22 protein-coding genes are annotated in these 25858 nt (G+C 73.3%); 8 read left to right on the top strand and 14 right to left on the bottom strand.

The features are described from left to right. The first annotated feature begins 76 nt into the window (after positions 1-76). A complete protein-coding gene (locus ABD343_RS01555; RefSeq protein WP_344523125.1) occupies positions 77-4198 on the top strand; it encodes a hypothetical protein in 4122 nt (1373 codons plus the stop codon). A gap of 236 nt (positions 4199-4434) precedes the next feature. Here the strand turns inward: ABD343_RS01555 and ABD343_RS01550 are convergent, their stop codons facing one another. After that, positions 4435-5205: an SDR family oxidoreductase gene (locus ABD343_RS01550; protein WP_344523123.1), complete on the bottom strand. Its 771-nt coding sequence runs from the start codon at positions 5203-5205 to the stop codon at positions 4435-4437. A gap of 67 nt (positions 5206-5272) precedes the next feature. On the opposite strand from ABD343_RS01550, the gene ABD343_RS01545 reads away from it, so the two are divergent. After that, entirely contained in the window at positions 5273-6130 is an 858-nt protein-coding gene (locus tag ABD343_RS01545) for a hypothetical protein (protein ID WP_344523121.1), read from the top strand. A 131-nt stretch (positions 6131-6261) separates the two neighbouring features. Here ABD343_RS01545 and ABD343_RS01540 read toward each other — a convergent pair whose 3' ends face one another. The 3 genes from ABD343_RS01540 to ABD343_RS01530 form a co-directional block, all read right to left on the bottom strand. Continuing rightward, the gene (locus tag ABD343_RS01540) at positions 6262-6456 is read right to left on the bottom strand and encodes a DUF397 domain-containing protein (protein WP_344523119.1); all 195 of its coding nucleotides are present in this window, start codon (positions 6454-6456) and stop codon (positions 6262-6264) included. 189 nt (positions 6457-6645) lie between these two features. Continuing rightward, entirely contained in the window at positions 6646-7506 is an 861-nt protein-coding gene (locus ABD343_RS01535; protein WP_344523117.1) for a helix-turn-helix domain-containing protein, read from the bottom strand. Positions 7507-7884: 378 nt separating this feature from the next. Beyond that, a complete protein-coding gene (locus ABD343_RS01530; protein ID WP_344523115.1) occupies positions 7885-8658 on the bottom strand; it encodes a GOLPH3/VPS74 family protein in 774 nt (257 codons plus the stop codon). 192 nt (positions 8659-8850) lie between these two features. Here ABD343_RS01530 and ABD343_RS01525 point away from each other — a divergent pair, with 192 nt between their 5' ends. Both ABD343_RS01525 and ABD343_RS01520 read left to right on the top strand, forming a co-directional pair. After that, positions 8851-11577, top strand: a complete 2727-nt coding sequence (locus ABD343_RS01525; protein WP_344523113.1) for a serine hydrolase — start codon at positions 8851-8853, stop codon at positions 11575-11577. An 85-nt stretch (positions 11578-11662) separates the two neighbouring features. After that, positions 11663-13567: an MFS transporter gene (locus ABD343_RS01520; RefSeq protein WP_344523111.1), complete on the top strand. Its 1905-nt coding sequence runs from the start codon at positions 11663-11665 to the stop codon at positions 13565-13567. On the opposite strand, the gene ABD343_RS01515 is transcribed toward ABD343_RS01520, so the two are convergent. Beyond that, positions 13564-13956 carry a VOC family protein gene (locus ABD343_RS01515; RefSeq protein ID WP_344523109.1) on the bottom strand — a complete coding sequence of 131 codons (393 nt, stop codon included), beginning with the start codon at positions 13954-13956 and terminating at the stop codon, positions 13564-13566. The genes ABD343_RS01520 and ABD343_RS01515 overlap by 4 nt on opposite strands. A 191-nt stretch (positions 13957-14147) precedes the next feature. Between ABD343_RS01515 and ABD343_RS01510 the strand changes: the two genes are divergently transcribed. Both ABD343_RS01510 and ABD343_RS01505 read left to right on the top strand, forming a co-directional pair. Further along, entirely contained in the window at positions 14148-14561 is a 414-nt protein-coding gene (locus tag ABD343_RS01510; RefSeq protein ID WP_344523107.1) for a MerR family transcriptional regulator, read from the top strand. Continuing rightward, a complete protein-coding gene (locus ABD343_RS01505; RefSeq protein WP_344523105.1) occupies positions 14558-15835 on the top strand; it encodes an MFS transporter in 1278 nt (425 codons plus the stop codon). The genes ABD343_RS01510 and ABD343_RS01505 overlap by 4 nt, the downstream gene beginning before the upstream one ends. Here the strand turns inward: ABD343_RS01505 and ABD343_RS01500 are convergent. Continuing rightward, positions 15806-16420 carry a TetR/AcrR family transcriptional regulator gene (locus tag ABD343_RS01500; RefSeq protein WP_344523103.1) on the bottom strand — a complete coding sequence of 205 codons (615 nt, stop codon included), beginning with the start codon at positions 16418-16420 and terminating at the stop codon, positions 15806-15808. The genes ABD343_RS01505 and ABD343_RS01500 overlap by 30 nt on opposite strands. Before the next feature lie 127 nt (positions 16421-16547). On the opposite strand from ABD343_RS01500, the gene ABD343_RS01495 reads away from it, so the two are divergent. Beyond that, the gene (locus ABD343_RS01495; RefSeq protein WP_344523101.1) at positions 16548-17381 is read left to right on the top strand and encodes an NAD(P)H-binding protein; all 834 of its coding nucleotides are present in this window, start codon (positions 16548-16550) and stop codon (positions 17379-17381) included. Between the two features lie 25 nt (positions 17382-17406). Here ABD343_RS01495 and ABD343_RS01490 read toward each other — a convergent pair whose 3' ends face one another. The 4 genes from ABD343_RS01490 to ABD343_RS01475 all read right to left on the bottom strand — a co-directional run bounded on the left by ABD343_RS01490 (position 17407) and on the right by ABD343_RS01475 (position 20435). Then, a complete protein-coding gene (locus tag ABD343_RS01490; protein ID WP_344523099.1) occupies positions 17407-17811 on the bottom strand; it encodes a VOC family protein in 405 nt (134 codons plus the stop codon). 73 nt (positions 17812-17884) lie between these two features. Further along, the gene (locus tag ABD343_RS01485; protein WP_344523097.1) at positions 17885-19108 is read right to left on the bottom strand and encodes an FAD-dependent monooxygenase; all 1224 of its coding nucleotides are present in this window, start codon (positions 19106-19108) and stop codon (positions 17885-17887) included. Continuing rightward, positions 19105-19710, bottom strand: a complete 606-nt coding sequence (locus tag ABD343_RS01480) for a TetR/AcrR family transcriptional regulator (protein ID WP_344523096.1) — start codon at positions 19708-19710, stop codon at positions 19105-19107. The genes ABD343_RS01485 and ABD343_RS01480 overlap by 4 nt, the downstream gene beginning before the upstream one ends. A gap of 98 nt (positions 19711-19808) precedes the next feature. Then, entirely contained in the window at positions 19809-20435 is a 627-nt protein-coding gene (locus ABD343_RS01475; RefSeq protein ID WP_344523094.1) for a hypothetical protein, read from the bottom strand. 78 nt (positions 20436-20513) lie between these two features. On the opposite strand from ABD343_RS01475, the gene ABD343_RS01470 reads away from it, so the two are divergent. Further along, positions 20514-20714 carry an SCO3870 family protein gene (locus ABD343_RS01470; protein ID WP_344523092.1) on the top strand — a complete coding sequence of 67 codons (201 nt, stop codon included), beginning with the start codon at positions 20514-20516 and terminating at the stop codon, positions 20712-20714. A 239-nt stretch (positions 20715-20953) separates the two neighbouring features. Here the strand turns inward: ABD343_RS01470 and ABD343_RS01465 are convergent, their stop codons facing one another. The 4 genes from ABD343_RS01465 to ABD343_RS01450 all read right to left on the bottom strand — a co-directional run bounded on the left by ABD343_RS01465 (position 20954) and on the right by ABD343_RS01450 (position 25812). Further along, positions 20954-21724, bottom strand: coding sequence for a hypothetical protein (locus ABD343_RS01465; RefSeq protein WP_344523090.1), 771 nt, complete (start codon positions 21722-21724; stop codon positions 20954-20956). Further along, on the bottom strand, positions 21708-22943 hold the full coding sequence (locus tag ABD343_RS01460; RefSeq protein WP_344523088.1) for a hypothetical protein: 1236 nt from the start codon (positions 22941-22943) through the stop codon (positions 21708-21710). Before ABD343_RS01460 ends, ABD343_RS01465 begins: the two co-directional genes overlap by 17 nt. A 68-nt stretch (positions 22944-23011) precedes the next feature. Next, complete coding sequence (locus tag ABD343_RS01455; protein WP_344523086.1) at positions 23012-25018, bottom strand: ABC transporter permease family protein; 2007 nt, start codon at positions 25016-25018, stop codon at positions 23012-23014. Then, positions 25015-25812, bottom strand: coding sequence for an ABC transporter ATP-binding protein (locus ABD343_RS01450; RefSeq protein WP_344523085.1), 798 nt, complete (start codon positions 25810-25812; stop codon positions 25015-25017). The genes ABD343_RS01455 and ABD343_RS01450 overlap by 4 nt, the downstream gene beginning before the upstream one ends. Positions 25813-25858 lie beyond the last annotated feature (46 nt).

Below are 25858 nucleotides of genomic sequence, written 5' to 3'. Positions count from 1 at the left end.
CGCCGTTCCGTTGTCAGCGGGCACCTCTACGCTGTGCGCAACGGTTGATCATCCACACGGGGGAGGGCGGCGCCGTATGCGCACGCGTATCGAGAAGGACGGCTACAGCGCCGAGTTGACGGACGACCTGGAGATCGTCTTCTACGGCACCTCGGGCCGCGAGCTCAAGAAGGAGCCCCGCGAGCTGAAGAGCGCCCCGGAGAGGTTCGCGCTCTTCGCCGTGCGCCGGGAGCTGAAGGCCCACGAGGACCAGTGCCGCGCCCTCGCCCGGCAGTGGGCGGCAGCCGGGCGGCACGCGCCCCGCGCCCTCGCCGAGGCCGACCCCGCGTGGCGGCGCGCGCTGGACGACGAGGGCGTGCCCCTCGCGGACGAGCGCCCCGACGAGGAGATGGACGGCGCGCTCTTCGCCCGTACGTACACCGGGCCGCTGGGCGTCGTCCGTACGCAACTGCTCGCCGAGGACCTGATCTCGTACCGCGACACGCTCCTGCGTGAGGACGGCTGGGAGCCCGACGGGCTCTTCGCGACCGGCATCCCGGATCCGGCCGCGGGCGAACTGCCCTTCCCCGAGCGGGCGCTCGCCGCGCACCCGGGCCTGGAGGCGCTGGTCCTGGAGAAGATCCGCGAGCTGCGCGCGGAGACCCTCGACCTGTCGTTCCCCTTCAAGAAGGACGTCGACAGGGTCCTCGCGGACCTCGACCAGACCGCGCCCGCGCTGCTGATCACCCTCCTCGACGGGATGGCGGACCTTGCGCTCGCGAAGGAGGACGAGGCGGTCGCGGCGGCCTGGTTCGGCCGGGCGCGCAAGCTCGAACGGTTCCAGGCCCGCGAGGTCGACCAGGCCTGGCTCGACGCGCGCTATCTCACCTACGCCGAGGGCCAGGCCCTCTCCGCCACCACCCTGCGCGAGCGGGTCCGCGAGCTGATCGGCACGGGGAAGCCGGGGGCCGCGACTCCGGACGACGTGGACCGGTTCCGCGCGCTCGTCCTCGCCCGGTTGGGCGCGACGGGCGAGGTGCATCCGCAGCTCCCCACCGACGTACGGAAGATCGCCAAGGCCGCCCGGCTCGACCCCGAGGAGACGCTGGCGGGGGTGCTCCACGAGATCGTCACGGCGCACGGCATCTCCCTCGACGACGACAAGCTGTGGCAGTCCGTCTTCAAGGGCCGCGCCATGGAGCTGCTGCGCGCACGGGGCCCGGAGGCCGCCCGCGCCGCGCTCCGCCTCCGCCCGCACGGCTGGGGCACGACCGGCGGGTTCTGGCGCGAGCTGCTCGACCGTACGGGCGCGCTCGCGCTGCTCACCGGCGAGGAGCCGGGCCTGCCCGACGGCGAGGCGGCGCGCTGGCTGGCGGCCTGCGCCCGCCACCACGACCCGCACAAGGGCCCGCCCGCCGAGCTGTACGAGCTGGCAGAGCTGGTCGCCCCGCGCCTCAAGGCCGACGGGGTGCCGGTCGAGTTCGATTTCCCGGCGAAGGGCCAGTACAGGAGGGACGCCATGGCGCTCGACCTCGTCGACGTCCTCCTGGAGCACGGCGCGCCCGTCTGCGACCCGCCCGAGGCCCTGGGCCCGGCGTATCTGAACCATGTGACGTCGGCCCGCCCCGAACTGGCCCACCTCCGCGCCGACGAGCGGTACGGACGCGAGCTGCGTGCCCGGGTGCGCAGCACCCTGGAGATGACGTTCGACCACCGGAACGGCGACAACGCCTGGTATCAGCCGCACGAGAGCAAGGGCTGGCGGTCCGTCCCGAAGCTGTTCGACAACCCCGCCGGGCACGAGGAGATGCGCGCCTGGTGCGCGCGGGAGCGCGAGCGGCTCCGCGCGGGGCCGGACCTGCGGGAACTGGTGCTGCTCCTCGGCCGTTTCGTGCACGTCGGCGTCGTGGTGTCCCAGGTGCTCAGGGACGCGGATGCGGCGGCCGACTTCGCCGCCATGGACGTCCTGCCGCCGCTGATGGACGAGCTGGCGGCGCTGCCCGGTGCCCCCGCCGGGCTGCCGCGCGAGCGCGTGGAGGCCGTGGTCGGCAAGCTGGAGCCGGAGTGGGTGACCGAGCGCGTGCGGACCAACCGCGCCGTCCTCGGCGCGGAGCTGCCGGAGCTGGTCCCGGACGAGGGCGCCACCGAGGAGGCGTACCTGGCGCTGGTGAGGGCCGCCAACTGCCGCGCGGGCCTCGCCTCCCTGGCCGACCGCCTCACGCCCGTGGACGAGAAGGCCGCGCCCGCCGCGCCGGGGGATCCGGTTCTCCGGATGTGCGAGGCGCTGCGCGAGCTGGCCGGGTCCGGGGAGCCGGTCTGGGAGGGCGACCCGGCCGTGCCCACGTCGCGGATCGAGCCCGCGCGCGACTTCCGCGCGACGCACGCGCACGCCGCCTCCCTCGTCCTGCGCACCGTGCTCCAGGGCTCACGCGACCACAGGCCCGCGAGCGACGCGCTGCGCGCCTACGCCACCTATCCGTTCGTCGCCGGGGACCCGGGGCGCTGGCGCGTCGTGCGGTGCGACCTGCCCGAGACCCCCGGGGCCGGGAAGAAGCTGCTCTCCTCCCCGGTCCCCGCCCGCTCCGGCGACGCGTTCCGCACGGCGACCTCGGCCGCCGTCGTCGTGATGGCGGGAAGGGACCGGCGGCGGATCCTTCTGGAGCACGCGCCCGACGGCGCCTTCTGCGAGGGCGGCCCGCTCGCCGCCGCCGGGGCCACGCTCGTCTCCGCGTACGTGCTGGAGCCCCAGCGCCCCGGCGCCTGGTTCCGGCGCTTCGCCGAGCTGTACGAGGAGCGCGGCAGGCCGTCCGCGCGCCCCGAGTACGCGCTCGCGCTGGCCGAGGGGACGGGCCTCTCGGCGGCCGAGGCGGCCCATGTCCTCGCCGGGAGGGCCGTCGCGGCCCCGCACCAGGACGAGACGGCGGGGCTGAACGCCGGTCACCGCGGCGCCGATCTGAGCGGGTGGGGCATCCGCGAGAAGGACGCGGCGTGGGCGTACGACACCCTTCGCGAGTTCCTCGCCCCGGACCGCGCTGCCGCACTGGTGGAGCGGCTGCTGCCGGACGACCCGGAGACGCTGTGGACCTCGGGGCCCGACGTCGCCCGCGCCGTGGCCTGGTGGCAGCAGGAGATCGGCGCCCGGCCTCCCGTGCCGCACGCGCTGGTGCCCCTCGCCACCAAGGAGACGAGGGCCCCGGAGGGAGAGAACCCGCTGCGCCGCGAGCGCGGGCACTTCGACGTCCACGGCGAGGACGGCTGGCCCGTGCTGCGGCTGACCGGACTGCTGGGCCGGGTCGCCTCGGGCGCGGCCTGTCTGGACCCCGACGCGTCGGGCCTCGCGGGCGAGCCGGAGCTGCTCTCCCTGCCCCGCGTCGCGGCCTGGCTGGCGTACCGCACCCCGGCCGGCGACCCGCTGCGCCCCGCCGTCGGCGCCGCGATCGGCCGCCTGCGCGAGGAGCTGGCGGCAGGGCCCGGCCCGCAGCACCTCTTCTCGCTGCAGAGCAACTATCTGATGGGCGCCCCGCCCTCCACCGACGCGCTCACGGCCCACGAGGCGGTCACGGTGACCGAGGACGAGACGTACGACATACGCCGTCTCCGCGTCGACCCGGCCCTGTTGAAGGGCGCCGACGACCCACTGCTGGACGCCCTCGACGCGTACCTCGACTCCGTCCTGCCGTCCCAGTGGCTGCCGACGCCCGCCGGGCTGCCCGCGCTCGCTGACCTGCGGCTGCTGCTGGACGACGGCTTCGCGGTGCTCGGGGAACATCTGCGCGCGGACCCATCGGCGGCCCCCGGAGGCTGGGAGCAGGACCCGACGCGCTCGGTCCCGCACCTCGTCGCGGAGTGCGCCGCGCGCCACGGCCTGGACGAGGACGCGGCGGCGCTCTATCTGATGCTGCTGGCGCTCCCCGATCCGACGGACCGGAACGTGAAGCAGTGGACGGGCTGGAAGCCCGCCCGCTTCAAGGCGGCGTGCGACGCGCTCGACGGCACGGGCCTCGTCGTCCGCACCGTACGTCCGCGCGCGGGCCGCACGCTCTTCCTGCGCGGCCCCTGGCAGGAGACCAAGCCGCCGCGCCTCCCCGTCGAGTCGGGCAGGCGGGCCCTGCTCCCGCTGACCGCCGAGCACCGCGCGACGGCGCACATGGCGGCGGTCCCCTCGTGCCCGGTGCCGGAACTCTTCGTACGGGCCTGGGAGTCCCCGAACCCGGCGTAGCGCCCCCCCGCTGCGCAGGGGCTGCCCCGCCTGTTCACCGCAGGCTGCGGGCCGTGGGCGGTTGCTCGCGCAGTTCCCCGCGCCCCTGACGGGGCGCTCCCTGACGGGGCGCTCCGAGGAGTGCCCTCAAGGGGCGCGGGGAACTGCGCGACAAGCCACGACGGCAGCCGCAGTCTGCATTCACGGCACGGGGCAGCCCCTGCCCAGCTCAGAGGCGAGGGCACTGGGGACGTGGCCTAGCGCATGACCTCGCCCGCGTTCACGAGCAGGCACTGGCCCGTGACCCCCCTGGCGCGCGGCGAGGCGAAAAAGGCGGCGGTCTCGGCGACGTCGCCGTCCGTCGCCATCTCCGGGAGAGCCATCCGGCGGTTCAGCCGTGCCAGCAGGGCTTCGCCGTCGTCACTGGCGGCGACGAAGCCCTGTACCGGCGGGCCCCACATCCAGCCGGGCTGAACGGTGTTGACGCGGATGCCGTACGGGCCCAGTTCGCGGGCGAGGGAGTACATCGCGGAGACCAGGCCGCCCTTGGACGCGGCGTAGGCGGCCTGCCGCACCTGTGTGGGCGCGGCCACCGACGACTGCGTGCCGATCATGACGACCGAGCCGGACTCCGCGTCCTTCAGCGCGGGCAGGCACGCCCGCGTCATCCGCAGGGTGCCGAGGAGATTGACGTCGAGCACCCGGCGCCACTCCTCGAAGTCCGCGTCCTCCAGGCCGCCCATCACCGTGTCCAGCGCCGCGACATGGACGACCGCGTCGATGCCGCCGAACCGCTCGACGGCCAGGGCGGCGAGGGCCTCGCACTGCTTCTCTTCGGCGATGTCCACGGCCCGGTACGCCGTACGGCCGCCGCCGGGGTCGATCTCGGCGGCGCACCGCGCGAGGTTCTCCTCCGTGCGCGCCCCGAGCACGACCCGCGCGCCCTCGCGCACGCAGGCGGCGGCGACCCGGTGCCCGAGGCCCGCCCCGACCCCGGACACCACCACGGTCCTGTCACCCAGCAGCATGGCGTCCCGCCTCTCGCTATCTGACGGCAAGTCAGATACACCGTAGGGGGAGACGGGAGGAGAGGGAATGTCCGAGCAGACACGGAACGGGAGCGACACCCGGAGCGGGACGTACGCCGAACTCGCCGCGGTCGGGCCCTACGGCGTACGCCCGGGGCACGCCCTGATCACCATGGTCGAGCCCCACCCGGGCCACGAGCGCGCCTACAACCGCTGGTACGAGGACGACCACTACATCGCGGGCGCCATGGCGATGCCCTGGATCTACGCCGGACGCCGCTGGGTGGCCACGCGCGACCTTCAGCTCCTGCGCTACCCGGCCGGCTCCGCCGTGGCCCGGCCGGTCACCGCCGGGTGCTACATCTCCACGTACTGGATCACGGAGGGCCGCTACGACGAGCACATGAGGTGGACCGTCGCCATCAACAAGCGCCTCAACCGCGACGACCGCGTCCACCAGGACCGCACCCACGTCTTCACGAGCTTCCAGGACCACGAGGCGACGCTCTACCGCGACGGCGACAGAGGTCCGAGGGACTTCCACGCGCTCGACCACCCGTACAAGGGCCTGGTCGTCGAGGTGATCGACGCGGCGGACGCGGGCCGACGGGCGGAGCTGCTGGAGTGGCTGCGGGACGACCACCTCCCGGCGCGGCTGAAGGGCTCGGCCGCGGCGATGGTGACGGTCTTCCGGCCGACGCCGCTGCCGGGGGACCGGATGACGTACGTGAAGCAGGTCGAGGGCGTGGACACCCGGCTGACGCTGCTGTGGTTCCTGGAGGCGGACCCCCGGGAGTGCTGGGAGGAGACCTTCGCGGGGCTGGGCGAGGAGGTCGCGGGGTCGGGGCGGGGAAGGGTGGAGCTGGTGGCCCCGTTCGTCCCGACGATCCCGGGCACGGACACGTACGTGGACGAGCTGCGCTGACGGGACGCGCCGAGCGGGGAGGCCCGCGGAAGAGCGGGACGGGGGAAGGGCCGAGCCCCCTCGGCCGGGACGGCGACCAGTCGAGAGGGCTCTTCTGTGTGACTACGGACGACGCACTCAGGCGTCGTCGCTCACCTGCGACTCACCCGTGCGACGAAGCCGCTCCACGCGTCCGGGCTGAAGCTCAGCGCCGGAAGGCCGGTGTCCTTGGAATCGCGCACGGCGACCACGCGCGTCTCGGGAGACCTGACCTCCACGCATGCCCCATTACCCGTGGAGTAGCTCGACTTGGTCCACTTGTGGGTCGTTCCCTGCTGAATCGACATGTCTGCTCCGGTGTTCCGGTTGTTCGTGACGTGTGAGCGACGTTACGCGGCAATTTCGGGTCACGAAGCGGTCGTTCACTCGACCGGATGGCATATTCCAGGCAGCTCTTCACACCGGACTCTGACGGGGTGTAACCTCCCGATCCCGCCAAGGAGCGGGCGTGCGAGGGGCGGTGTGTGCGGGGTGACTCAGCCTCTGGCGTATTCCTTCGCCACTTTCTCGATGAACTCCCGGGTCTGGTCCGGGTTCAGCGCCTGTGCGCGCAAGTGCTCGTACATCACGCTGTAGCTCTGCACATCGTTCGCCTTCTCCAGGTAGAGGTCGCTCGTCACGCCCTCCAGATAGATGACGGTCGAATCCGATGCGTCGGGGAATTCCAGGATCGCGTACTGCCCGTTCACCCCGGGGTGCGCCCCCATCGAGAACGGCATGACCTGGAGCGTGATGTGCGGCAGCCGCGAGAGCGTGTTGAGGTGTTCGAGCTGCTCGGCCATGGTCGCCTTGCCGCCGACCTCGCGCCGCAGCACCGACTCGTCGAGCACGGCCCACAGCCGCAGCGGGTGCCGCCCCTCCTGGATGCGCTCCTGGCGCCGCATGCGCACCTGCACACGCCGCTCGATGTCCGCGCCGCTCGCCTCGGGCAGCGCACCGGCGACGACGGCCTCCGCGTACGCGGGCGTCTGCAAAAGGCCGGGCACGACCTGCGGTTCGTACACGCGGAGCGAGGCGGCGTCGGTCTCCAGGCCGATGTAGACGCTGTACGGGATGTCTCCGAACGCGTGCCACCAGCCCTGCTGGCGCGACTCCTTCGCCATTTGCATCAGGGAGTCGACTATCCGGCGGTCCTCGACCTCGTACACCCCGCACAGATCGCGTACGTCGCGCTGGCTGATGCTGCGGCGCCCGTTCTCCAGCCTGCTGATCTTCGACTGGGAGACCAGCAGCCGGTCCGCGACCTCCTCGGCCGTCATGCCCCTCTGCTCGCGCAGGCGGCGCAACTCCTGGCCCAGCCGGCGACGCCGGACTGTGGGATTGACGTTCGACGCCACGGGACCGCACCTCCGCGTAAGTACGACTACTTCCAGCAGGTTGCCACCAACATGTGCACCACCGCTGGCAAATGGCAACAGAGAGTGCGGAGCCGAGTACAGCAGTCGACTCAGAAAGCACACGCGCGGGGTGGCAATCCGGCCGTCGTCCTCGGCGGTCGGACCGCCACCCCGCACGTCTCAGCGGCTCCCGAAATGGTCCTGCGGACAAGGGAATCGCGTGCTGGTGGTGCTGGAATCCGTGGTGCGTCGCGTGCTTTCCGTGTTGGTGCGTTCCGAACTGTTGGCGCGTTCCGCGTACTCGGTGTGCACCGCGTATCCGGTGTGCACCGCGTACGCGGCGGACCCGGCGTACTCGGCGGACCCGGCGATTTCGGCTCAGCGCACTCCGGCGCGGGCCATGCCGCCCGCCGTCGCGTGCCGTGCCTGATCCGGAACGTGACGGGCCGGCGCGGGTGGCGCCGCCGCACGTGCCGGTGCGGGACGTCCCGGTGCTCCGCCGCCGCCCTGTGCCCGCCGGGGCTGCGCCGCGGCACCGTTCTGCACGTCCATCACGGCGTGCGCGACGAGGCCGCCCATCGGGTCGTGCCTGATCAGATCCCGGAGCCGGGAGCGGCACGACCGCCCCTCGTTCCCGGGATAGAGGTGCTTGCCGAGGCCGACCGCGTGTGCCAGCGCCGCGAGCGCCGCCGTCCGCGGGTCCGGCGGTACGCCGGTGCGGATCGCGGAATCCAGTCGGGTCCTGATCTCCCGGCTGATGGCCGTCTCCGTCGCCTGGTAGCGAGTCGTCGGCAACACCCCGCACATCTGGCCGGAAACGGCATGCACCATGCCGCAGCGCTCCAGATGCGTGAGATAGGTTTGGCGCAGCCCCAGCCGGGGCCCGCCGATCCAGTGGACAGCGCGCACCGGGCTGCCGCGCCTGCGCAGCAGTTCCAGTGCGGAGTCCAGCGTCGGATCTCCGGTCGGCCGTGGCAGCACCACGGCGATACGATCCCCATCAGGGGCTATCCGTCCTGCCAGAGCCAGCTCCACTAGCTGGGCCCCGGCCAGGCCGAGGTCGAGCGACTGAGGCTGCGCCGTGGTGCCCGTGGCCGGGTCCAAGGCGAGCAACAGAAGCTCCTCCGGAATTGTTCTGCGGCTCCTGCCCATCCATGCCTCCCCGCGTGGATGAATGACAGGGTGACCCCTCTCACAATGGTCTGTCGAGAGTGCGCGGGTGTTATGGACGGGAACCAGTAGGTATGTCGTTCTCGTCTGCCGGTAGGGGAGGCCAGAGGTCGACTCTGAGGAGCGTCGCCACACCGGGTGGCGGCCGCGGTGCACAGGACACTGTTAACTGGTATGGCGACGGGCGAGCATCAGCAGGAGGCATCGGTGGCGGGCGAGTCCCCCGACAAGGTGGAGCGGGAGAGGTCGTCGGGGGAGACGACGGAGAGCGGTGACGTGGTTGCGCGTCCCGAGAACACGGCCGAAAAGGAACGTGACGCGAAGGCCGGCGCGACCCCCGAGGAGTCCGAAGCGGAGTCCGCCGGTGAACCCGGCGACACGTCCGGTGACGCGTCCGGCGACGAGGCCGCCGGGGGGAGCGCGGTGAGCGCCGAGGGGGCGGACGTAGGCCCTGAGGATGCCCCGGAGGACGCCTCGGCGCCCGCTGAGGGCGACGGGGGTGCGGAGTCCGGGAAATCCGGCCCGGAAGCGGAAGACGGCCGCGAGGGCGGCGTCAGTGGCGACGAGGGCGACGAGCGGCTCAAGTCCGCCGTGGCCGCCTGGGTCGCGCGCGAAGGCGACAAGAAGGATGAGGGCCGCACATCCGGCCGGAGTGGCGAATCCGGCAAAAGTGATGATGGCGGCAAGGTGGGCAAGGGCGACGAGGGTGCCACAGGTGGCACCGCCGAGTCGCCCGCCGACGAGGCGGAGGGGTCGGATTCCGGCCCTTCGCCCCGCGATCTTCCCGTCCGCGACTCGAAGAGCGGCAAGCCGGACAAGGGGGCTAAGGGGGACAAGAGGGGCAAGGGGGACAACGGCGATCCGCCCACGGCCATGTTCGGGGTCGTGCGCCGCGACGACGGCGACAACGAGGACGCCGCCGAGCGCGCCGAGCGTCTGACCACCGCGTTCTTCGGTGCGCCGAAGAGCGCGGCCAAAGCCTCCGCGCCGGAGGAGAAGGCCGGGAAGAAGCCGGCCGAGGGCGACGAGGCGGCGCGCGGCAACAAGTCCGTGGACCAGCCCACGGCGACCTTCCGGACGAAGCCGAAGGAAGAGCCCAAGGAGGACAAGAAGGGGCGGCCCGAAGGGGAGTCCGCCGAGCAGCGCTCGGTCAACGAGAACACCACCGTCCTCAAGCTCCCCGCCACGGACAGGCCCAAGACCGGGCCCAAGGACACGGACGAGCCCCAGGGCGAGCCCCGGGACAAGCCCGCGGGCGGGCCCAAGTCCGGTGCCAGGTCCGGTGCCAAGGCCGATCCCCGTGCCCCGTACCGGCGCGGGGAGGAGTCGGACGCCGAGCGGACCAGCCAGTTCGTCCCGCTGAAGTCCACCGACGCGCCGCGCACCCCCGCGCAGCCGAAGCTGGAGCCCAAGCAGGGCGCCAGGGCCGAGCCCAGGAAGGCGCCCGCGCCGCCGCAGCAGCCCCCGGCGAAGCCGGCGGCCAAGCCGGCGGCGCAGCCGCAGCCCCAACCTCGGTCCCAGGCCCAGCCCCAGCCCCAGCCTCAGCCGCAGGCCCAGCCGGACGAGGTCGAGCGGACCCGGCAGCAGCCGCTGCCGGACGGCGGTCAGCCCGCCACGGGCGGGCAGCCGCAGCCGCTCGACCTGCTCGCGCAGCTCACGAACACCCCGCCGCCGCCCGAGACGGCGCTGCGGACGCTCACGCGCCGGGTCAAGATCTGGACGCCGCTGGCGCTGCTGCTCGTGGTGCTCTTCCTGGTCGCCCAGGCGGTACGCCCGCTGCCCGCGGCCGAGCTGGAGATGACCGCCTCCAAGACGTACGGCTTCGCGGGCGGGAAGCCCTCCATGCCGTGGCCGTCCGAGGGGCAGGCCGTGGTGCACGTCGACGGACTGGGCTCGCTCGGCTCGTACGGCGAGCAGAAGCCCGTGCCGATCGCGAGCGTCGCGAAGGTCATGACGGCCTACGTCATCCTGCGCGACCACCCGGTGAAGAAGGGCACGACCGGGGCGAAGATCCCGGTCGACCAGAAGGCCGAGGACGACGCGGGACTCAGCGCGCAGAACGAGTCGACGGTCGAGGTCAAGAAGGGCCAGACGCTCACCGAGAAGGAAGCGATCAACGCCATCATGATCGCGTCCGCGAACAACGTGGCGCGGCTGCTGGCCCGCTGGGACGCGGGTTCGGAGAAGGCGTTCGTCAAGAAGATGAACGACGCCGCCAAGGAACTCGGCATGAAGAACTCGACCTACACCGACCCCAGCGGTCTGAAGGCCGAGACCAAGAGCACCGCGGCCGACCAGGTCAAGCTCGGCAAGAAGGTCATGGAGATCCCGCTCTTCCGGGAGATCGTGAAGCAGCCGCAGTACGAGGACCTGAACGGCAAGACCCAGCCGAACTGGAACAAGCTGGTCCCGCTCGACGGCGTCGTCGGCATCAAGACCGGCACCACCACCAAGGCGGGCGGCAATCTGCTGTTCGCGGCCGAGAAGGAGATCGGCGGCACCAGGCAGCTCATCGTGGGCGCGGTGCTCGGGCAGTACAAGCCCTCGATCCTGGACACGGTGCTGGGGGAGAGCAAGAAGCTGATAGACGCCGGGCAGGACGCGCTCCAGGCCCGGAAGGTCGTGAAGAAGGGCGACGTCGTCGGGTACGTGGACGACCAGCTCGGCGGCAGGACGCCCGTCGTGGCGACCAGGGACGTGACGGCCGTGGGCTGGTCCGGGCTGAAGGTGAAGCTCGGGCTCACCGACAGCGGCAAGTCCGTCCCGCACACCGGGGACAAGGGCGACAAGGTCGGCACGCTGACCGTGGGCGCGGGGCCGGGCCAGGTCAAGGTCCCGGTGGCGCTCCAGGAGCCCATGACCGAACCGGGCTTCGGCTCCAAGCTGACCAGAATCCTGTGATCCGCCGGACACCCGCGGGCCGCGTACCCGCGGGTGTCCGGTAACGTCGGCAGTTCGTAGCAGCCGCACGGGGAGAAGAAGCGCAGTGACCACTGTGCAGCGGCCCTGGACGTCCGAGGACGACGAGGACGAAGCCGCCGGTGACATAGACAGCCCAGGAGCAGACGCCGGGCTGTCCTCGCGGCTACCCGCGCGCGGTGCCCGGCGCGGGCCCTGGCGGCGGCTGCCCCGCTCCCTGAACGTGGCGCTGGCCGCCATGGCCTGCGCGACCCTGCTGCACTTCGTCTGGTTCTGGTTCTTCGCCAGCAGCGGCGGCGATCTCGCCGCGCAGGACGCGTGGGCGGAGTTCGCGGGCCGTCACCCGGGCTCGGCGTACAACCTGGCCTGGTACGGGGGCCTGCACCCCGTCTCGTACAGCGTCATCTCGCCGTATCTGATGGCGGTGATCGGCGTCCGCGCGACGCTGATCGCCTCCGGGGTGCTCTCCGCCGGGCTGCTCGCGTGGCTGCTCACGCGCGTGCCCAGCGTCAAGAAGCCGCTGCCGCCCGCGCTGTGGGGCGCGTTCGCCTTCGCGTGCAACGCGGCCTCGGGGCGGGTGACCTTCGCGCTCGGGGTCTTCTTCGGGCTCGGTGCCGTGGTCGCCGTCTGGGCCTGGCCGCAGAGCTGGCTGCGCCCCGGGAGCAAGTCGCAGCGGTACGTACGGGCCGCCGTCGCCATCCTGTGCGGGGCGCTCGCGACCGCCGCGAGTCCCGTCGCGGGGCTCTTCCTGGAGGTCGTGGCGGGGGCGCTGCTGCTCCAGCGCCGCCGGGCCGCCGCGTTCGCGCTCGCGGTGCCGATGCCCGCCGTGGTCGCCGTCTCGGCGCTGCTCTTCCCGTTCCAGGGCAACATGCCGATGCCCTTCGTCTCGCTGATCTTCCCGGTGCTGGGCGCGGTCGTCACCGTGCTGCTGATGCCGAAGCGGTGGATGGCGGTCCGGATCGGGGGCGCCGTCTACGCGGTCGGGATCGTGCTGACCTGGCTGATCCCCTCGCAGGTCGGCTCCAACGTGGAGCGGCTGGGGCTGCTCTTCGCGACGGTGGCGCTGCTGGCCGCGATCCCGCTCGTGATGGAGCCGGGCTGGCGGTCGTGGCTGTCGTGGAAGGGCGTGGCGATGGCGACCGCGCTGATCGTCACGGCGGGCTGGCAGATCGCCAAGCCGACCTGGGACGTGGTGCACACGACCCCGGACGCCTCCTGGGCCCGCGAACTGGCGCCGCTCGTGCACCAGCTCAAGGAGCGCGACGCCGCCAAGGCCCGGGTCGAGGTCGTGCCGGTCAACAGCCACCGCGAGGCCTCGGCCCTCGCGCCGTACGTGAACCTCGCGCGCGGCTGGAACCGGCAGGCCGACCTCGACCGCAATCCGCTCTTCTACGAGAAGGACCTCAGCCCCGACGAGTACCACGAGTGGCTGCGTCGCTGGGCCGTGCACTATGTGGTGCTGCCCTCGGACGACCCGGACATCTCGGGCGGCATCGAGGAGGCCAGGCTCGTCAGGAAGGGCCAGCCGTTCCTGAAGGAGATCTGGTCGGACGCCAATTGGCGGCTCTACGAGGTCTCCGACCCGACGCCGCTCGCCGCCCCGCCCGCCACGGTCAAGCGCGCCGACGCGGAGGGCGTGACCGTGCGCGTACGGGAGAAGGGGCCCGTGCTCGTCCGTGTGCCGTACTCGCCGTGGCTCGGTCTGGTCGACAGGGACGGCGAGCGCATCGAGCCGCCGGACTGGCCCTCGGCGAACGAGCACGGGTGCCTGCGCAAGGCCGAGCCGACGTTCGGCGGCCGTCCGCCCGAGGGCAAGGACGACCCGGTGCTCGACACCTGGACGATGCTGGAGGCCCCGCGCCCCGGCACGTACCGCATCGCCGCCCCGTACAAGCTGCCGCGCGGAACGCCGTGCCCTGACGGGGAGGATGAGCAGAGGGATCAGGGCACGGCGGGCGAGGGTGACGGCTAGCCGGTACGTCCGCCGCTGCCGTACGGCCTGGTGATGATCTCCAGGACGTGGCCGTCGGGGTCGAGCCAGTAGACACCCCGGCCGCCGTCGTTGTGGTTGATCTCGCCGGGCTTCGAGCGGTACGGATCCGCGTAGTACGTGAGCCCCGCGTCCTTGATGCGGCCGAAGACCTGGTCGAACTCGTCCTCGGAGACCAGGAACGCGTAGTGCTGCGGGACGATCTCGCCCTCGACGTCCATGAAGTCGAGCCCGACGCCGTTGCTGGTGAGCACGGGCCGGAACGGGCCGAACTCCGGCTCCACCTCCAGGCCCAGCAGCCCCGCGAGGAACTCCGCCGACGCCTTCTTGTCCCTGACGTGCACGATGGTGTGGTTGAGCTCGATGGCCATGGTGGCTCCCTCCTTGGTGACGCTCGGTACTGTCGCGTTCACTCTTGCTCAACTCCCGGCCCCGGCGTGGAATTTCACCCTCCGGCTCGGTCCTTCGGCGTAGGCCGGTCCTACGACCGGGGGCCGTCGGAAGCCTCGGCGATCCCTCGGGGTTGACCTTGACACGGATGTCAGTACCTACGGTCACGGCCATGAACGGAGTCGCTGTGCAGATCGGTGAGCTCGCGGAACGCACAGGAGCGAGCCGCCGGTCCCTTCGCTATTACGAGCAGCACGGGCTGCTGCACCCGCGTCGGTCCCCGAAGGGCTGGCGCGAATACGACGAGGACGCGGTCGACCGCGTCCGCAACGTGCGGGAACTCCTCGCGGCCGGGCTCACCCTGGAGGACATCCAGGACGTGGCCCCGTGCCTGGAGCAGGAGCACGCGGACTTCCTCGCCTGCGAGGATGTCGCGCACGCCATCGGGATGTACGAGAAGCGGCTGGCCGTCCTGGACGAGCGCGCCGCCGAACTGGAGCGGTACCGGGGCGAGATCGCCGACCGCCTGGAGCGGCTGCGGACGATCGCGGAGCGCGCCCACGCCGAGGGGCGGGGCGCGCGATGAGGGGGCTGCCGGGCTGGCTGTACGTGCTGTTCCTCGTGCTGCTCGCCGCGGGCACCGACGAGTTCGTGATCGCGGGCGTCCTGCCGGAGATCGGGCGCGACCTGGGGGTGTCCGCCGGCGCCGCGGGCCAGCTCGTCACGGCGTTCGCCGTCGTCTACGGGCTGGGCGCGCCGCTGCTCTCGCTGGTGACCGACCGGCTGCCGCGCCGCACGGTGATGGTGGGCGGACTGCTGCTCTTCACCGTGGCCAACGCGCTGGCCGCGCTCGCGCCCGGATACGGGGTGCTGGTGGCGGCGCGGGTGCTGTCGGCGGTGGGCGCGGCCGTGGTGACCTCGGCGGCGTTCGCCGTGGCGGCCGAGGGGGCGCCGGAGGGCAGGCAGGGGCGCTATCTGTCGGTGGTCGTCGCGGGGATCACGGTCGCGCTCTTCACCGGGGTGCCGGTGGGGGCCTGGCTGGCGGGGGCCTACGGCTGGCGCAGCACGTTCTGGCTGATCGCCGCGGTGGGCGCGGTCGCCGCGGGCGCGGTCCGGCTGACCGCCCCCGACCTGCCGGGCGGCGCGACCGCGCCGCTGCGCGAACGGCTGGCCCCGCTGCGCAGCGTGCCGGTCGTCCGGCTGCTGGGCGTGACGTTCGTCGGGGCGGGCGGAGGGCTGATGTTCTACAGCTACCTCGCGCCCTACGTGGCCGACGTCTCGGGCCGGACGTCGGACGAGGCCGGGCCCCTGGTCGTCGGCGCGCTCTTCCTCGTCGGCGTCACGGGCGTCGCGGGCGCACTGCTGGGCGGGCGGGCCGTGGACGCGTGGGGCCCGCACCGTACGCTGCGGCGCTCCGTCGGGGGCCATGTGCTCGCGATGGCGGCGGCGACGGTCCTGGCGTTCCTGGCCGACGGGGGCGGCTGGGCCGCCCTGGTCCCCCTCGCGCTGGTGATCGCGGCCTGGTCGGTCGTCGGCTGGTCCTTCAACCCGCCCGCCCAGGGCGTCCTCATGTCGATCGCGCCGCACGCCGCCACGACGGCTCTGGCCCTCAACATCTCCGCGATGTACCTGGGCACGGGCGTCGGCGGCGCCCTCGGCGGCCTGATCCTCAAGGCGGGCGACGGGGACGTGGCCTGGGTCCCGGCGGCGGCGACCGTACTGCTGGCGTCGTCGTACGTCCTGGCCCGCCGAGTCGCGAAGGACGCCCGCCCCGGCGGCCGGACGGTCACGGGGGAGCGGTCCGGGACGACGGGCGAGGGGGCGGACTCTTCAGGAGAGGCGGCGTACGACGCGGCGTAGCTGCTCGGCGTAGTGGTCCTGGAACTCGGGGGATTCCGGGTCGAGCCCGCAGATGGCGCGTGCGACCTGCGGCATCACGAGCGGGATCGCGGTCGCGCCGGTGATCATGAGCAGCACGGCGGCCGGGTCGAGGTCGGCACCGATCTCCCCGGCCGCCTGGCGCCGCTCCAGGCCGGTCAGGTCCTCGTCCGGGTCGGGCGGGGCCCCTCCGGTGAGCCCGGCCCAGGCGCTGAGGCGGGGGCCGCGCGGATCGGCGAACATGGCGCGCAGATACCGCTCCACCACCTCGTCGAGCGGCACCTCCGGCTCGTCGAGCGCCTGCTCGCTCTCCAGCCACTGCTGCGTGAGCGCGTTCCAGAGCCCTTCCTTGCCGCCGAAGTGGTACGAGATGAGCTGCTTGTTGAGCCCCGCGCGGTCGGCGATGTCCTGGACCCGGGCGCCCGCGAAACCCTTCGCCGCGAACTCCTCCTTCGCCGCGTCCAGCAGCAGCCGCCGCGAGCGCTCGGCGTCCTGCCGGCGCTCGCCGGGCGCGGGCGCGCGGCGGCTTCGGTTCCGGGCTCGCTCTCGCCCTCGCTCCGTCGTCACCGGGCCAGGGTAGCCGTGCCCCCGCGACTTCATCCATTCGTTTGACAACTTCAACCCGATGGATGAAAGTGCGGGGGAACGCGTCCGAGCGGTACGGACGCATCCGAGCGGTACGGAGGAGAGAGCTGTGTTCCTGGTGACTGGCGCGACGGGCAACGTCGGGCGCCCCCTGGTGGCCGAGCTGGCGGCGGCGGGCGCGAAGGTCCGCGCGCTGACCCGCGATCCGGCGGCGGCCCGGTTCCCCGAGGGCGTCGAGGGCGCGCGCACGGGCGATCCGGCGGCGACGGACGGGGTCGAGGCCCTCTTCCTGAACGCCGCCGTCGTCTGGGACGGCGGCGCGGGCCCGCTGCTGCGGCAGGCGCGCGAGAGCGGCGTACGGAGGGTCGTCGCGCTCTCCTCGTCCTCCGTGACGGGCACGCTGGACCTGCCCGCTGACAACCCGATCTCACGCCACCACCACGAACTGGAGGCCGAGGTCGAGGCGTCGGGGATGGAGTGGACGCATCTGCGGGCCGACGCGTTCGCCGTCAACACGCGGGGCTGGGCGCCGCAGATCCGCGAGGACGGCGTCGTGCGGGACGCCTACGGCTGGTCGCGCTCCGTCCCCGTGCACGAGGACGACGTCGCCGCCGTCGCGGCGCGGGCGCTGCTCACCGGCGGACTCGCCGGGCAGGCGCCGGTGCTGACGGGGCCCGAGGCGCTGACGAAGGCCGAGCAGGTCCGGCTGATCGGCGAGGCGCTCGGGCGGCCCGTGCGGTTCGTGGAGATCCCGGCGGCGGAGGCGCGCGCCGGGATGACCTCCGGCGGGGTGCCGGGGGAGGTCGCGGACACGCTGCTGGCGCTGGCCGCGCGCTGCGTGGACCACGCCCCCGAGGTCTCGCCGGACATCGAACGGATCACGGGCCGCCCGGCCCGTACGTACGCCCGGTGGGCCCGCGACCACGCCGCGGACTTCCGCTGAGCCGAGGGCGCGTGCCGCGGAGGGCTCAGCCCTCGACGGCGGACGGGTCCATCCACATGTACTCCCACAGGTGGCCGTCCGGGTCGTGGAAGCTGCGGCCGTACATGGACCCCTCGTCGATGCCGGAGCCCGCCTCCGTGGCGCCGTTGGCCAGGGCGCGGTCGACGTACTCGTCGACCTCCTCGCGGCTCTCCGCGCTCAGCGCGACGATCGCGCCGGTCGTCCTGGAGTTGTCCGGCAGGTCCCGCTTGGAGAAGCCCTGGAAGAAGGGCTCGGTGAGGAGCATCGCGTAGATGTTCTCGCCGAGGACGAGACAGCCGGCGTTGTCGTCGGTGAACTGGGGATTGAACTCGTAACCGAGCTTGGTGAAGAAGTCCTTGGCACGGTCCAGGTCCTTCACCGGCAGGTTGACGAAGATCATGCGAGCCATGGCGGGCCTCTTTCCTGTCGGTCTGTGCGGCTTTCGGTGCCGTCGAAAGATAGACCGGGGCGGCCCGGGGAACTCATCGGCGCGCGGTACGGATTCCCGTACGGGATTCGTGTGCGCGTGCGTGGCCGTTCTGATGAAGCGTGGCGGGCTTGCCGACGACGGCCGCGGCCATCATCCGGTCGGCGCCCGGCAGTACGCGCGCGAGACGGAGCGCGGCGCGGCGGGCGCGCAGCCGGCCCGGGGTCGCGGGCAGGAACCAGCGCGCGCCCTTCCGCGCCACCTCCTGCTTCCCGTCGGTGACGGGCCGCCACCGGCGCTCGTAGCGTGCCAGGGCCCCGTCGACGTCTCCACCGGCCAGCTCCTCCGCCAGTACGTACGCGCCCGCGACGCCGAGCGAAGCGCCCTGCCCGGCGAGCAGCGAGACGGCGTAGGCCGCGTCGCCGAGCAGCACCGTCCTGCCCCGGCTCCAGGCGGGGACCGTGGTCTGCGCGACCAGGTCGTAGTAGACCTCCTCGGGCGGCGGGCAGGCCTCCAGGGCGTGCGGCGCGACCCAGCCGAGCCCGGCGTACGCCCGCCGGACCTCGGCGCGCGGGTCCTCGGGGAGCGCCGTCTCCGCCGTACGGTGCACGGCGAACGCGGCGACGCGGCCGTCCCGCAGCGTGTAGAACCCCATCTCGCAGCCCGCCGAGTCCGTCATGCAGAAGCGGCCGCCGACCGCCTCGAAGACCTCCGGCGACTCGAAGACGAACGCGGCCGTGTGGAAGCCGAGGGGGCGCACGAAGCGGGACTCCTCGCCGAACACCAGGGAGCGCACGGCCGAGTGGATCCCGTCGGCGCCCACGAGGAGATCGGCCTCGCGGGTCGTGCCGTCGGTGAGCGTGAGGCGGACGCCGCCGCCGGGGCGGTCCTCGACGGCGGTGACGCTCGTCCCGTACCGCAGCGCGACCTCCGGGGGCAGGTGCTCGCGCAGCCCGCGCTCCAGGTCCGGGCGCATGATGCTGAGCAGCTTGCCGCCGACCACCCTTTCGAGCCGGGCGTAGGGGATCGCGGCGCGGCGGCGTCCGTGCCCGTCGACGAACGCGGCCTCGTCCACCCGGTATCCCAGCTCGCGCAGCCGGGGGAGGACGCCCATGGCCTCGGCGGCGTCGTGGCCGGGGGCGAAGAAGTCGATCATGTATCCCTGGGGGCGGGGGCCCGGAGCCTTCTCCAGCACCTCGACCTCCCAGCCGCCGAGGGTGCCGAGCCGCTGGGCGAGCGCCAGTCCGGCGATCCCCGCTCCGACGATCACTGCTCTCATTGCGCTTCCTCCTCTTCCTCGCGTGCCCCGTCCCGGACGAGCAGCCTGCGGAGTACGGGCCCGACGGCGGCCGAGGCGAGACCCGGGGTGAAGGTGCGGTGCAGCATCACCCCGTCGACCGCCGCCGCGAGCACGGCGGCGGTCTCCTCCGGCCCGGCCACCCCGTGCCGGTCCAGCCAGGCCGCGAACTCCTCGCGGACCCCGCGCATCAACGCGTCGATGCCGTCCCGCAGCCCCTCGTCGCGGGCGGCGGCGAGATATGCCTCGGTGAAGAGCATCGAGGTCGGGTCCTGACCGTCGTACGCGTCGAGCGCGCCGAGCATCGCGTCCAGCGCCTCCTCCGGCGTACGCGCCCGGTCCAGCAGCTCGGTGAGGCCGTCCGCGAGCCCCCGCATCGCGTCGAGCGCGGCCTCGGTGAGCAGGGCCCGGAGCGAGGAGAAGTGGTAATGCACCAGCCCCGCGCCGACTCCGGCCCGCTCCGCGAGCATCCGCGTGCTGACCGCGGACCAGCCGCGCTCCGCGATGAGCCCGGTGGCGGCGGACAGCAGTGCCTGGCGCACCTCCCGGCCCCGCTCGGCAGAGGTTGCCGCGGCCCCTGTCATCGCTGACTCCGATCGTCCGTTGGGCGTTCGCCTTGGGCGACCGACCAAGACGTGTGCCCAGCGTAGGTCAGACGGGCCCGTCCGGCCAGAGTGCGAGGTCAGGGGCGGTGCGGTCGGGGCGTGGCGCGGAGTGCCTCGTGCACCCGGTGCCGGACGTCCGGCCAGGGGCGGGCCGGGACCACCGGGACGCCCGCCTCCGCGGCGCGTTCCGCGAGGCGCGCGCCGACGAGGGCGCTGACCTCGGCGCGGTGGCGCTGGTCGCCCGCGTGGGGCTCGCGCTCCAGGAAATTCGCCGTGAGCCGCGCGGTGTCGTCCTCGGCGACGACGACGGCACGGACCCGGCCGCCGTGCCCGGACGCCGACTCGGGGACCAGATAGTCGCCTTCGAGGACGACCGGCGCGTCGAACGCGAGATGGTCCGCGATCACCGCCTCGAACGCGGGGCGCAGCGCGGCGGCCACCGCGAAGTGCTGCTCGGCGACCTTCTCCGGCGCCCACGACGCCGCCTCGGGGTGCGTGTCCCAGAAGTGCAGCAGCGGGGCCTGCCGCGGGGTCGTCAGCGCCTGGACGGCCGTGACGATGTCGTCCGCCTCGGCGAGCGGGACGCCGTACCGCGCGGCCAGCGGCACGGCGACGCGCGACTTGCCCGCCCCCGAGGCGCCGCACACGAGGGTCACCGTCCAGGAGGGGCGGTCCGCCGGGTTCTCTTCCATGGTCGTCTCCATGGCCGTTCATCCTCGCCGACCGGCCGTTCCGTAGACTCGGCGGTGATCGTTTCGGCTCGCTTGTCTGGAGGAGAGGGAATGGGAAAGCCTCAGTTCGGCGCCCTGGCGGGTGCCTTGGCGGCGCTCGGGACCGTGTTGGGCGTGTTCGCGGGCGAACTGCGCGCGGACGGCTACGAGTCGTACGTCTCGTCCGTGACGAACGCCGCGGGCGTCATGTACGTGGCCGCCGGGCTCGTCCTGCTGACCTGGTTCCGCGACGCCCGCCGCCGGTCCGAGTAGCCGAGCGCCGCCTGACAGCGCGTGTGGCGCCTACCGGGCAGCCCCTCGCGCTGTCGCGCGGCTGTCGCTGCATCGTGGCCGGTCGCGCAGTTCCCCGCGCCCCTGGATGGGGCACTCCCGACGCTTCGGGGCGCCCCGAAGGGGCGCGGGGCACTGCGCGGGTGACCACGGTGTTGCCGCAGCCCGCCGGGGGCGGGAAGGGGCAGATTCTCTTCGGCTCCTGATGCGCAGCATCCAGGTCAGACGGGTGGGAGCAGGTCGCTTTTGCTGAGGGTGTGGGGGAGTGGGGGGTACGGGAAGGTGGGGGTCTGGTTTTCCTGGCGGCGGAGGGCGTAGAGCTCGCGGCTCTCGGCCTCGTCGGCCAGCACCAGGCGCGCGCCCCCCGGGAGGTACGCGTGGCCGTCCCGGTACCGGACGAGGGTCTTCGACGTCCGGAACGTCACGCCCAGCCACTCGTTGTCCGCCGCCGGGACGGGCGTGTCCGCCACGATCTTGTGCCGGAGGCGCCGGTTCGTGGCGACGGAGAACGCGACGACGCCGTGGTGGGCGAGGGGGATCTCGAACCTCTCTCCGCCGGGCTCCTTCGTTTCGAAGATCAGCCTTCGCAGCGGGCCCGCTTCGGGGTACCGGTAGCAGGAGAAGACGGCGATGTACGAGTCGTCGGCCAGGTCGAGGGCCTGGTCGGAGTGGGCGCCCATGGTCCGGTAGGCGTTCGTGTAGGTCTCGACGAGCGCGTTGTTGAAGTCGGCCGCGAGCCCCGCCCGTTCCCGGACCTCGCGCGCCAGCCTCTCGTGCGCCGCCCGGAAGCGCCGCGCCGGGCTCCCGTACCGCGTGGTCGTACGGACGAGCGGCACGCCGCCCGTCTCGTCGGGCCGGGTGAGCACGGCTCCCCGGCGTCCCTTTCCCACGTCTTCCCAACGGACCGACGCGGACAGCTCCGTGAAGAGATTCCCCTCGGCCGGAAGAGCGCACGAGACGATCTCGTCCTGGATCCTAGAGCCGGGGGGCAAGGTAATCTCCCGTGTTCATGCTGAAGAGGAATGCGTCGCCGTAATCGATGAAGGACGAGGTCCTGTTCTCCTCGGCGTACAGCCTGCGCAGCTCGTCCATTCCCGACTCCGTCGGCGATTCCAGCTCCACCAGTTCTCCGCCCGCGCGGAGAAACGTCCGGCCGTTCCTGTGGACGGCTTCGGTGCCGGAACAGCGCACCACGTATCCCAGGCGGGTCGGGAGCGAGGCGGCGTCCAATGCGGAGGGGCGGATCTCGTGCGTGTAGAGGCGGTTGGTGGAAAGCGGCATGAAGAACACGGAGCCGGGGTGGAGGGTCAGCGTGAACCGCTCGGGGAGCGCGGCCCCTTCGCGTCGCGCGGCGGCCGGTTCCTTGAGGCGGAAGCGGAGCCTGGTCAGCCCGCTGGTGCCCTTCACGCCCCGGTCGTAGGCGTCTTCGGCGAGGGGGCTCAGCTTGTCGAGCCCGTCGTAGAAGGTGCAGAAGGCCATGATGCCGTTGGCGGGCATGTCCTTGGTCTTGTCGGCGTGGGACGAGATCCTGGCCTTGGACTGCTTGCGCTCCGCCGTCGCGAGGGAGTTGTGGTAGATCTGCGCGAGGACGTGATTGAGGGGCGCGTGGTCCCGGAAGACGGCGTCGGCCTCGCGATTCAGGGCCTCGACGATACGGGTGTCGGTCGGGCCGAAGTTCTCGGTCGGGCCCGAGAGATTCGTGGAGCACCGCAGCAGGCGGAAACGGAGTTCTTCGCCGTCGCGCGTGACGGGCGTCAGATAGATTCCGCTGCGGCGGGCCGTTCCGGGCTTGGTGGACTCCGTCAGGGACTGGAACTCGTGCTCCGCGCGTATCCGCCCGAAATGGTCCTCGCCGGGGTCGAAGAAACGGCGGTAGTACACCCCGGCGCCGTGCACGCGGAGGGGAATGCGGCCGGGGCCGACGAGGGGCCAGGGCGCGCCGGCGCCCCCGTCGTCACCGGGCGACGGCTCCCGGACGGCGAACACCCGGTCCGCCGCCGCCAGTCGGCGGTGGCTGATCCCGGGCATGTCGCCGTACAGATAGACGGTCTTGCGCGCGAGGCCGGGCGGCGCGCCGGAGGACAGCTCCTCCGGCGTGATCACGGCCCCGAAGAAGTCCCTGACCGACTCGTCGTCCCGCCGGGCCGAAGGCGCGACCAGGACATTGCCCGCGTCCTCGACGCGGGCCTCCGCCCGCTGCGCTGCGCACATCCAGAGGTACCTGTCATCCGCGATCCTGGTGGGTCACCCGAACCGTCGCATGCTCTCACGCGAACGCCCTAGTCCGGCCTCGGGCCCGTGCCCGTGGTCACCCCGCGGAGCAGGGGGCGGGTGGCGGCGCTCGCGCCCGCGATGCCCGCGGCGCCCAGGGCCAGGCACCCGGCGAGCAGCGCCACGCTCGTCCCGTCGAAGTCGGGCGTGCCGCCCGCGAACGTCAGCGGGGCCGCGCAGAACAGGCCCGTGAGGACCGCGCCGCCCGCGAGGACCGCGACGGGCAGCAGCGTCTCCGTACGCCGCGCGCGGTTGAGGACGGTGAGCGGCGTGCCCGCGAGGTGCAGCAGCCCGTACGTCCGGCGCCGGTCGAGGATCGCGGAGGCGGCCGTGATGCCCGCGGAGGCGATGGCCACCGCGAAGCTCGCGCCGAGCACCCCGAGGGTGGCGGGCTTGAAGTCCCCGCCGAACACGCGGCTCTGCCAGTCCACGTCCGTGCCCGTCACCGGGTACTGGCCGGGGACGAGCCCGGTCAGCGCGGTGCGTGCCGTGTCCAGCCGGGCGGGGTCCGCGACCTCGGCGGTGACCTGGCGTTCGGTCCGTGCGCCGGGGCCGTCGGTGCCGGTCGCGACCCAGTCGTCGTCGACGCCGACCGTGGCGCGTACGCCCGCGCGTTCCAGCCGTTCGCGCGCCTCGTGCTGGACGGCCGCGACGCGGTCCTTCGGCACGGCGAGTGCGAGGGTGTCCGGGCTGCCCCAGGGGGCAGAGCCGGAGAAGGAGAAGAGCGCGAAGAACCCGGCGACGAAGCCCGCGAGGGTCAGGCCGGAGACCGCGCGCCAGGCCGACTTGGGGTCGTCGGTCAGCCGCCGCCCGGCCAGCAGCGTCGCGGGGCGGCGCGCGAGGGCGGCGACGAGGCGGCCCAGCATGCCCACGACCCAGGGGCCGACGACGGACAGGGCGAGGAAGACGGTCGCGAAGAGGTAGACGATCGTGTTGATCTCGACGTCCCTGTCGTCCGAGACCTGCCAGTAGACGAGCAGGATCCCCACGAACACGAGGGCCCGTGCGGCCTTCATCCGCGGCGGGCGCGAGCGGCGCGCGACGCCCAGTGGGCCCACGACCACCTGCCGCAGCCCGGCCAGCGCGCTGACGACGATCATCAGCACCACCCCGGCGACCACGCCGAACAGCACGGGGAGGCCGGTCCACAGGTCACCGGTGAACCAACCGCCGCCGCCGACCGGGACGCGCGCGGCGAGCGGCAGCAGCGCCGCGTAGCCGAGCACGCCCGCGAGGGCGCCCGCGGCGCCGGTCAGCGCGGCCTCGGCGGCCGTCATCCCGGCGATCCGGCCCGGCGTCGCGCCGACCAGCCGCAGCGCTGCCAGTCGCGCGTCGCGCCGCGCGACCGACAGCCGCGCGGAGGACGTGCCGAGCACCAGCAGCGGGACGACGACGAGCACCGTCGCGAACTTCATCAGCCCCAGATAGCGCTCCCCGAGCCCGCCGGGGGCGCGCTCGCCCGCGAAGTCCGCGACGGGCGTCGGCGGCGCGAGGTCGCCGTCGCGGCGCGGGTCGGTGGCGCGCGAGTCGGTGACGGCGGGGTCGCCGGCCCGGTGCCCGACCACGGCGACCTTCTCGCCGGGCCGGGTGAGGGCCTCGCGGCCGAGGGTGCCCGACGCCTTCCCGACGCCGGGGAGTTCGCCGTCGAGCGCGGGCGACGTCCACACCTCGCCGGGCTTCGGGAACCGCGTCATGCCGGGCGGCGCGGGCACCTCGTCCTTGCCGCCCGGCAGCGCCGCGACGTCGACGACCGTCACCGGCTCTCCGCCGCTGAACGTGGTGCCGGTCGCCTGCACGGCCACCGCGCGGGACGCGGGCGCCTTCGCGGGCGTACGCCAGTCCGCGTGCGCGGCGCGGGAGTCGAAGCCGAGGTTCGCCGCGACGCACAGGAGCAGCAGCGTGGTGGAGACGGCCGCGGCGGCGACCGAGAGCGCCGCCCCGAGGCGCGCGTGCCGCCCGCCCCCGCGCAGCAGCCGCCAGGTCAGCGTCCAGGTGGTCCGGTCGAGGGCGGTCACGACAGCGCCTCCGCCGTCTCGTGACCGCCCTCGGCCGCGGCGGCGGCCCCCGCGCCCGTGTGCGTGCTCGCGTTCGTGCTCGTGCTCGTCTCCTCGCGGACGATGCGGCCGTCGCGCATATGGGCCGTACGGTCGCACCAGCGGGCCACCGAGGGGTCGTGGGTGACGACGACGAGGGCGGCGTTCTGCTCGCGGGTTATGCGGGTGAGGAGGGCGATGACGTCCTGGCCCGTGGCCTGGTCGAGGGCGCCGGTCGGTTCGTCGGCGAAGACGACCTGGGCACCGGCGACCAGGGCGCGGGCGAGGGCGACGCGCTGGGCCTGGCCGCCGGACAGCTCGCCGGGGCGGCTGTCCTCCTTGCCCGCGAGGCCCAGCGGCGCGAACCACTCGCGGGCCCGGCGCTCGGCCTCGCGGCGCGCGGTGCCGCCGAGCATCAGCGGCAGCGCGACGTTCTCGGCGGCGGGCAGCTCGGGCAGGAGCTGGCCGAACTGGAAGACGAAGCCGTAGCGGGTGCGGCGCAGTTCGCTGCGGTGCGGCTCGCGCAGCTCGTCGACGCGCGTGCCGTCCAGCAGGACCTGCCCGGCGTCCGGGCGTTCGATCCCGGCGAGGCAGTGCAGCAGCGTGGACTTGCCGGAGCCCGAGGGGCCCATCACGGCGAGCGATTCACCGGCGCGCACGGCGATGTCCACGCCGTCGAGCGCGCGGGTCTCGCCGAAGGAGCGGGCGAGGCCCGTGCCCTGGAGGACGGGGGCGCCGGACGGAACCGGGGGAGGCGGGGCGGGAGCGTGAGTCATGGCACCACCGTGCTGCCCCGCGCCGCGCCCCGGCCTCGGCTGACCG

The sequence above is a fragment of the Streptomyces albiaxialis genome (assembly GCF_039530985.1).
Classification (GTDB): domain Bacteria; phylum Actinomycetota; class Actinomycetes; order Streptomycetales; family Streptomycetaceae; genus Streptomyces; species Streptomyces albiaxialis.
This window is presented reverse-complemented; position numbering and strand designations above follow the sequence as displayed.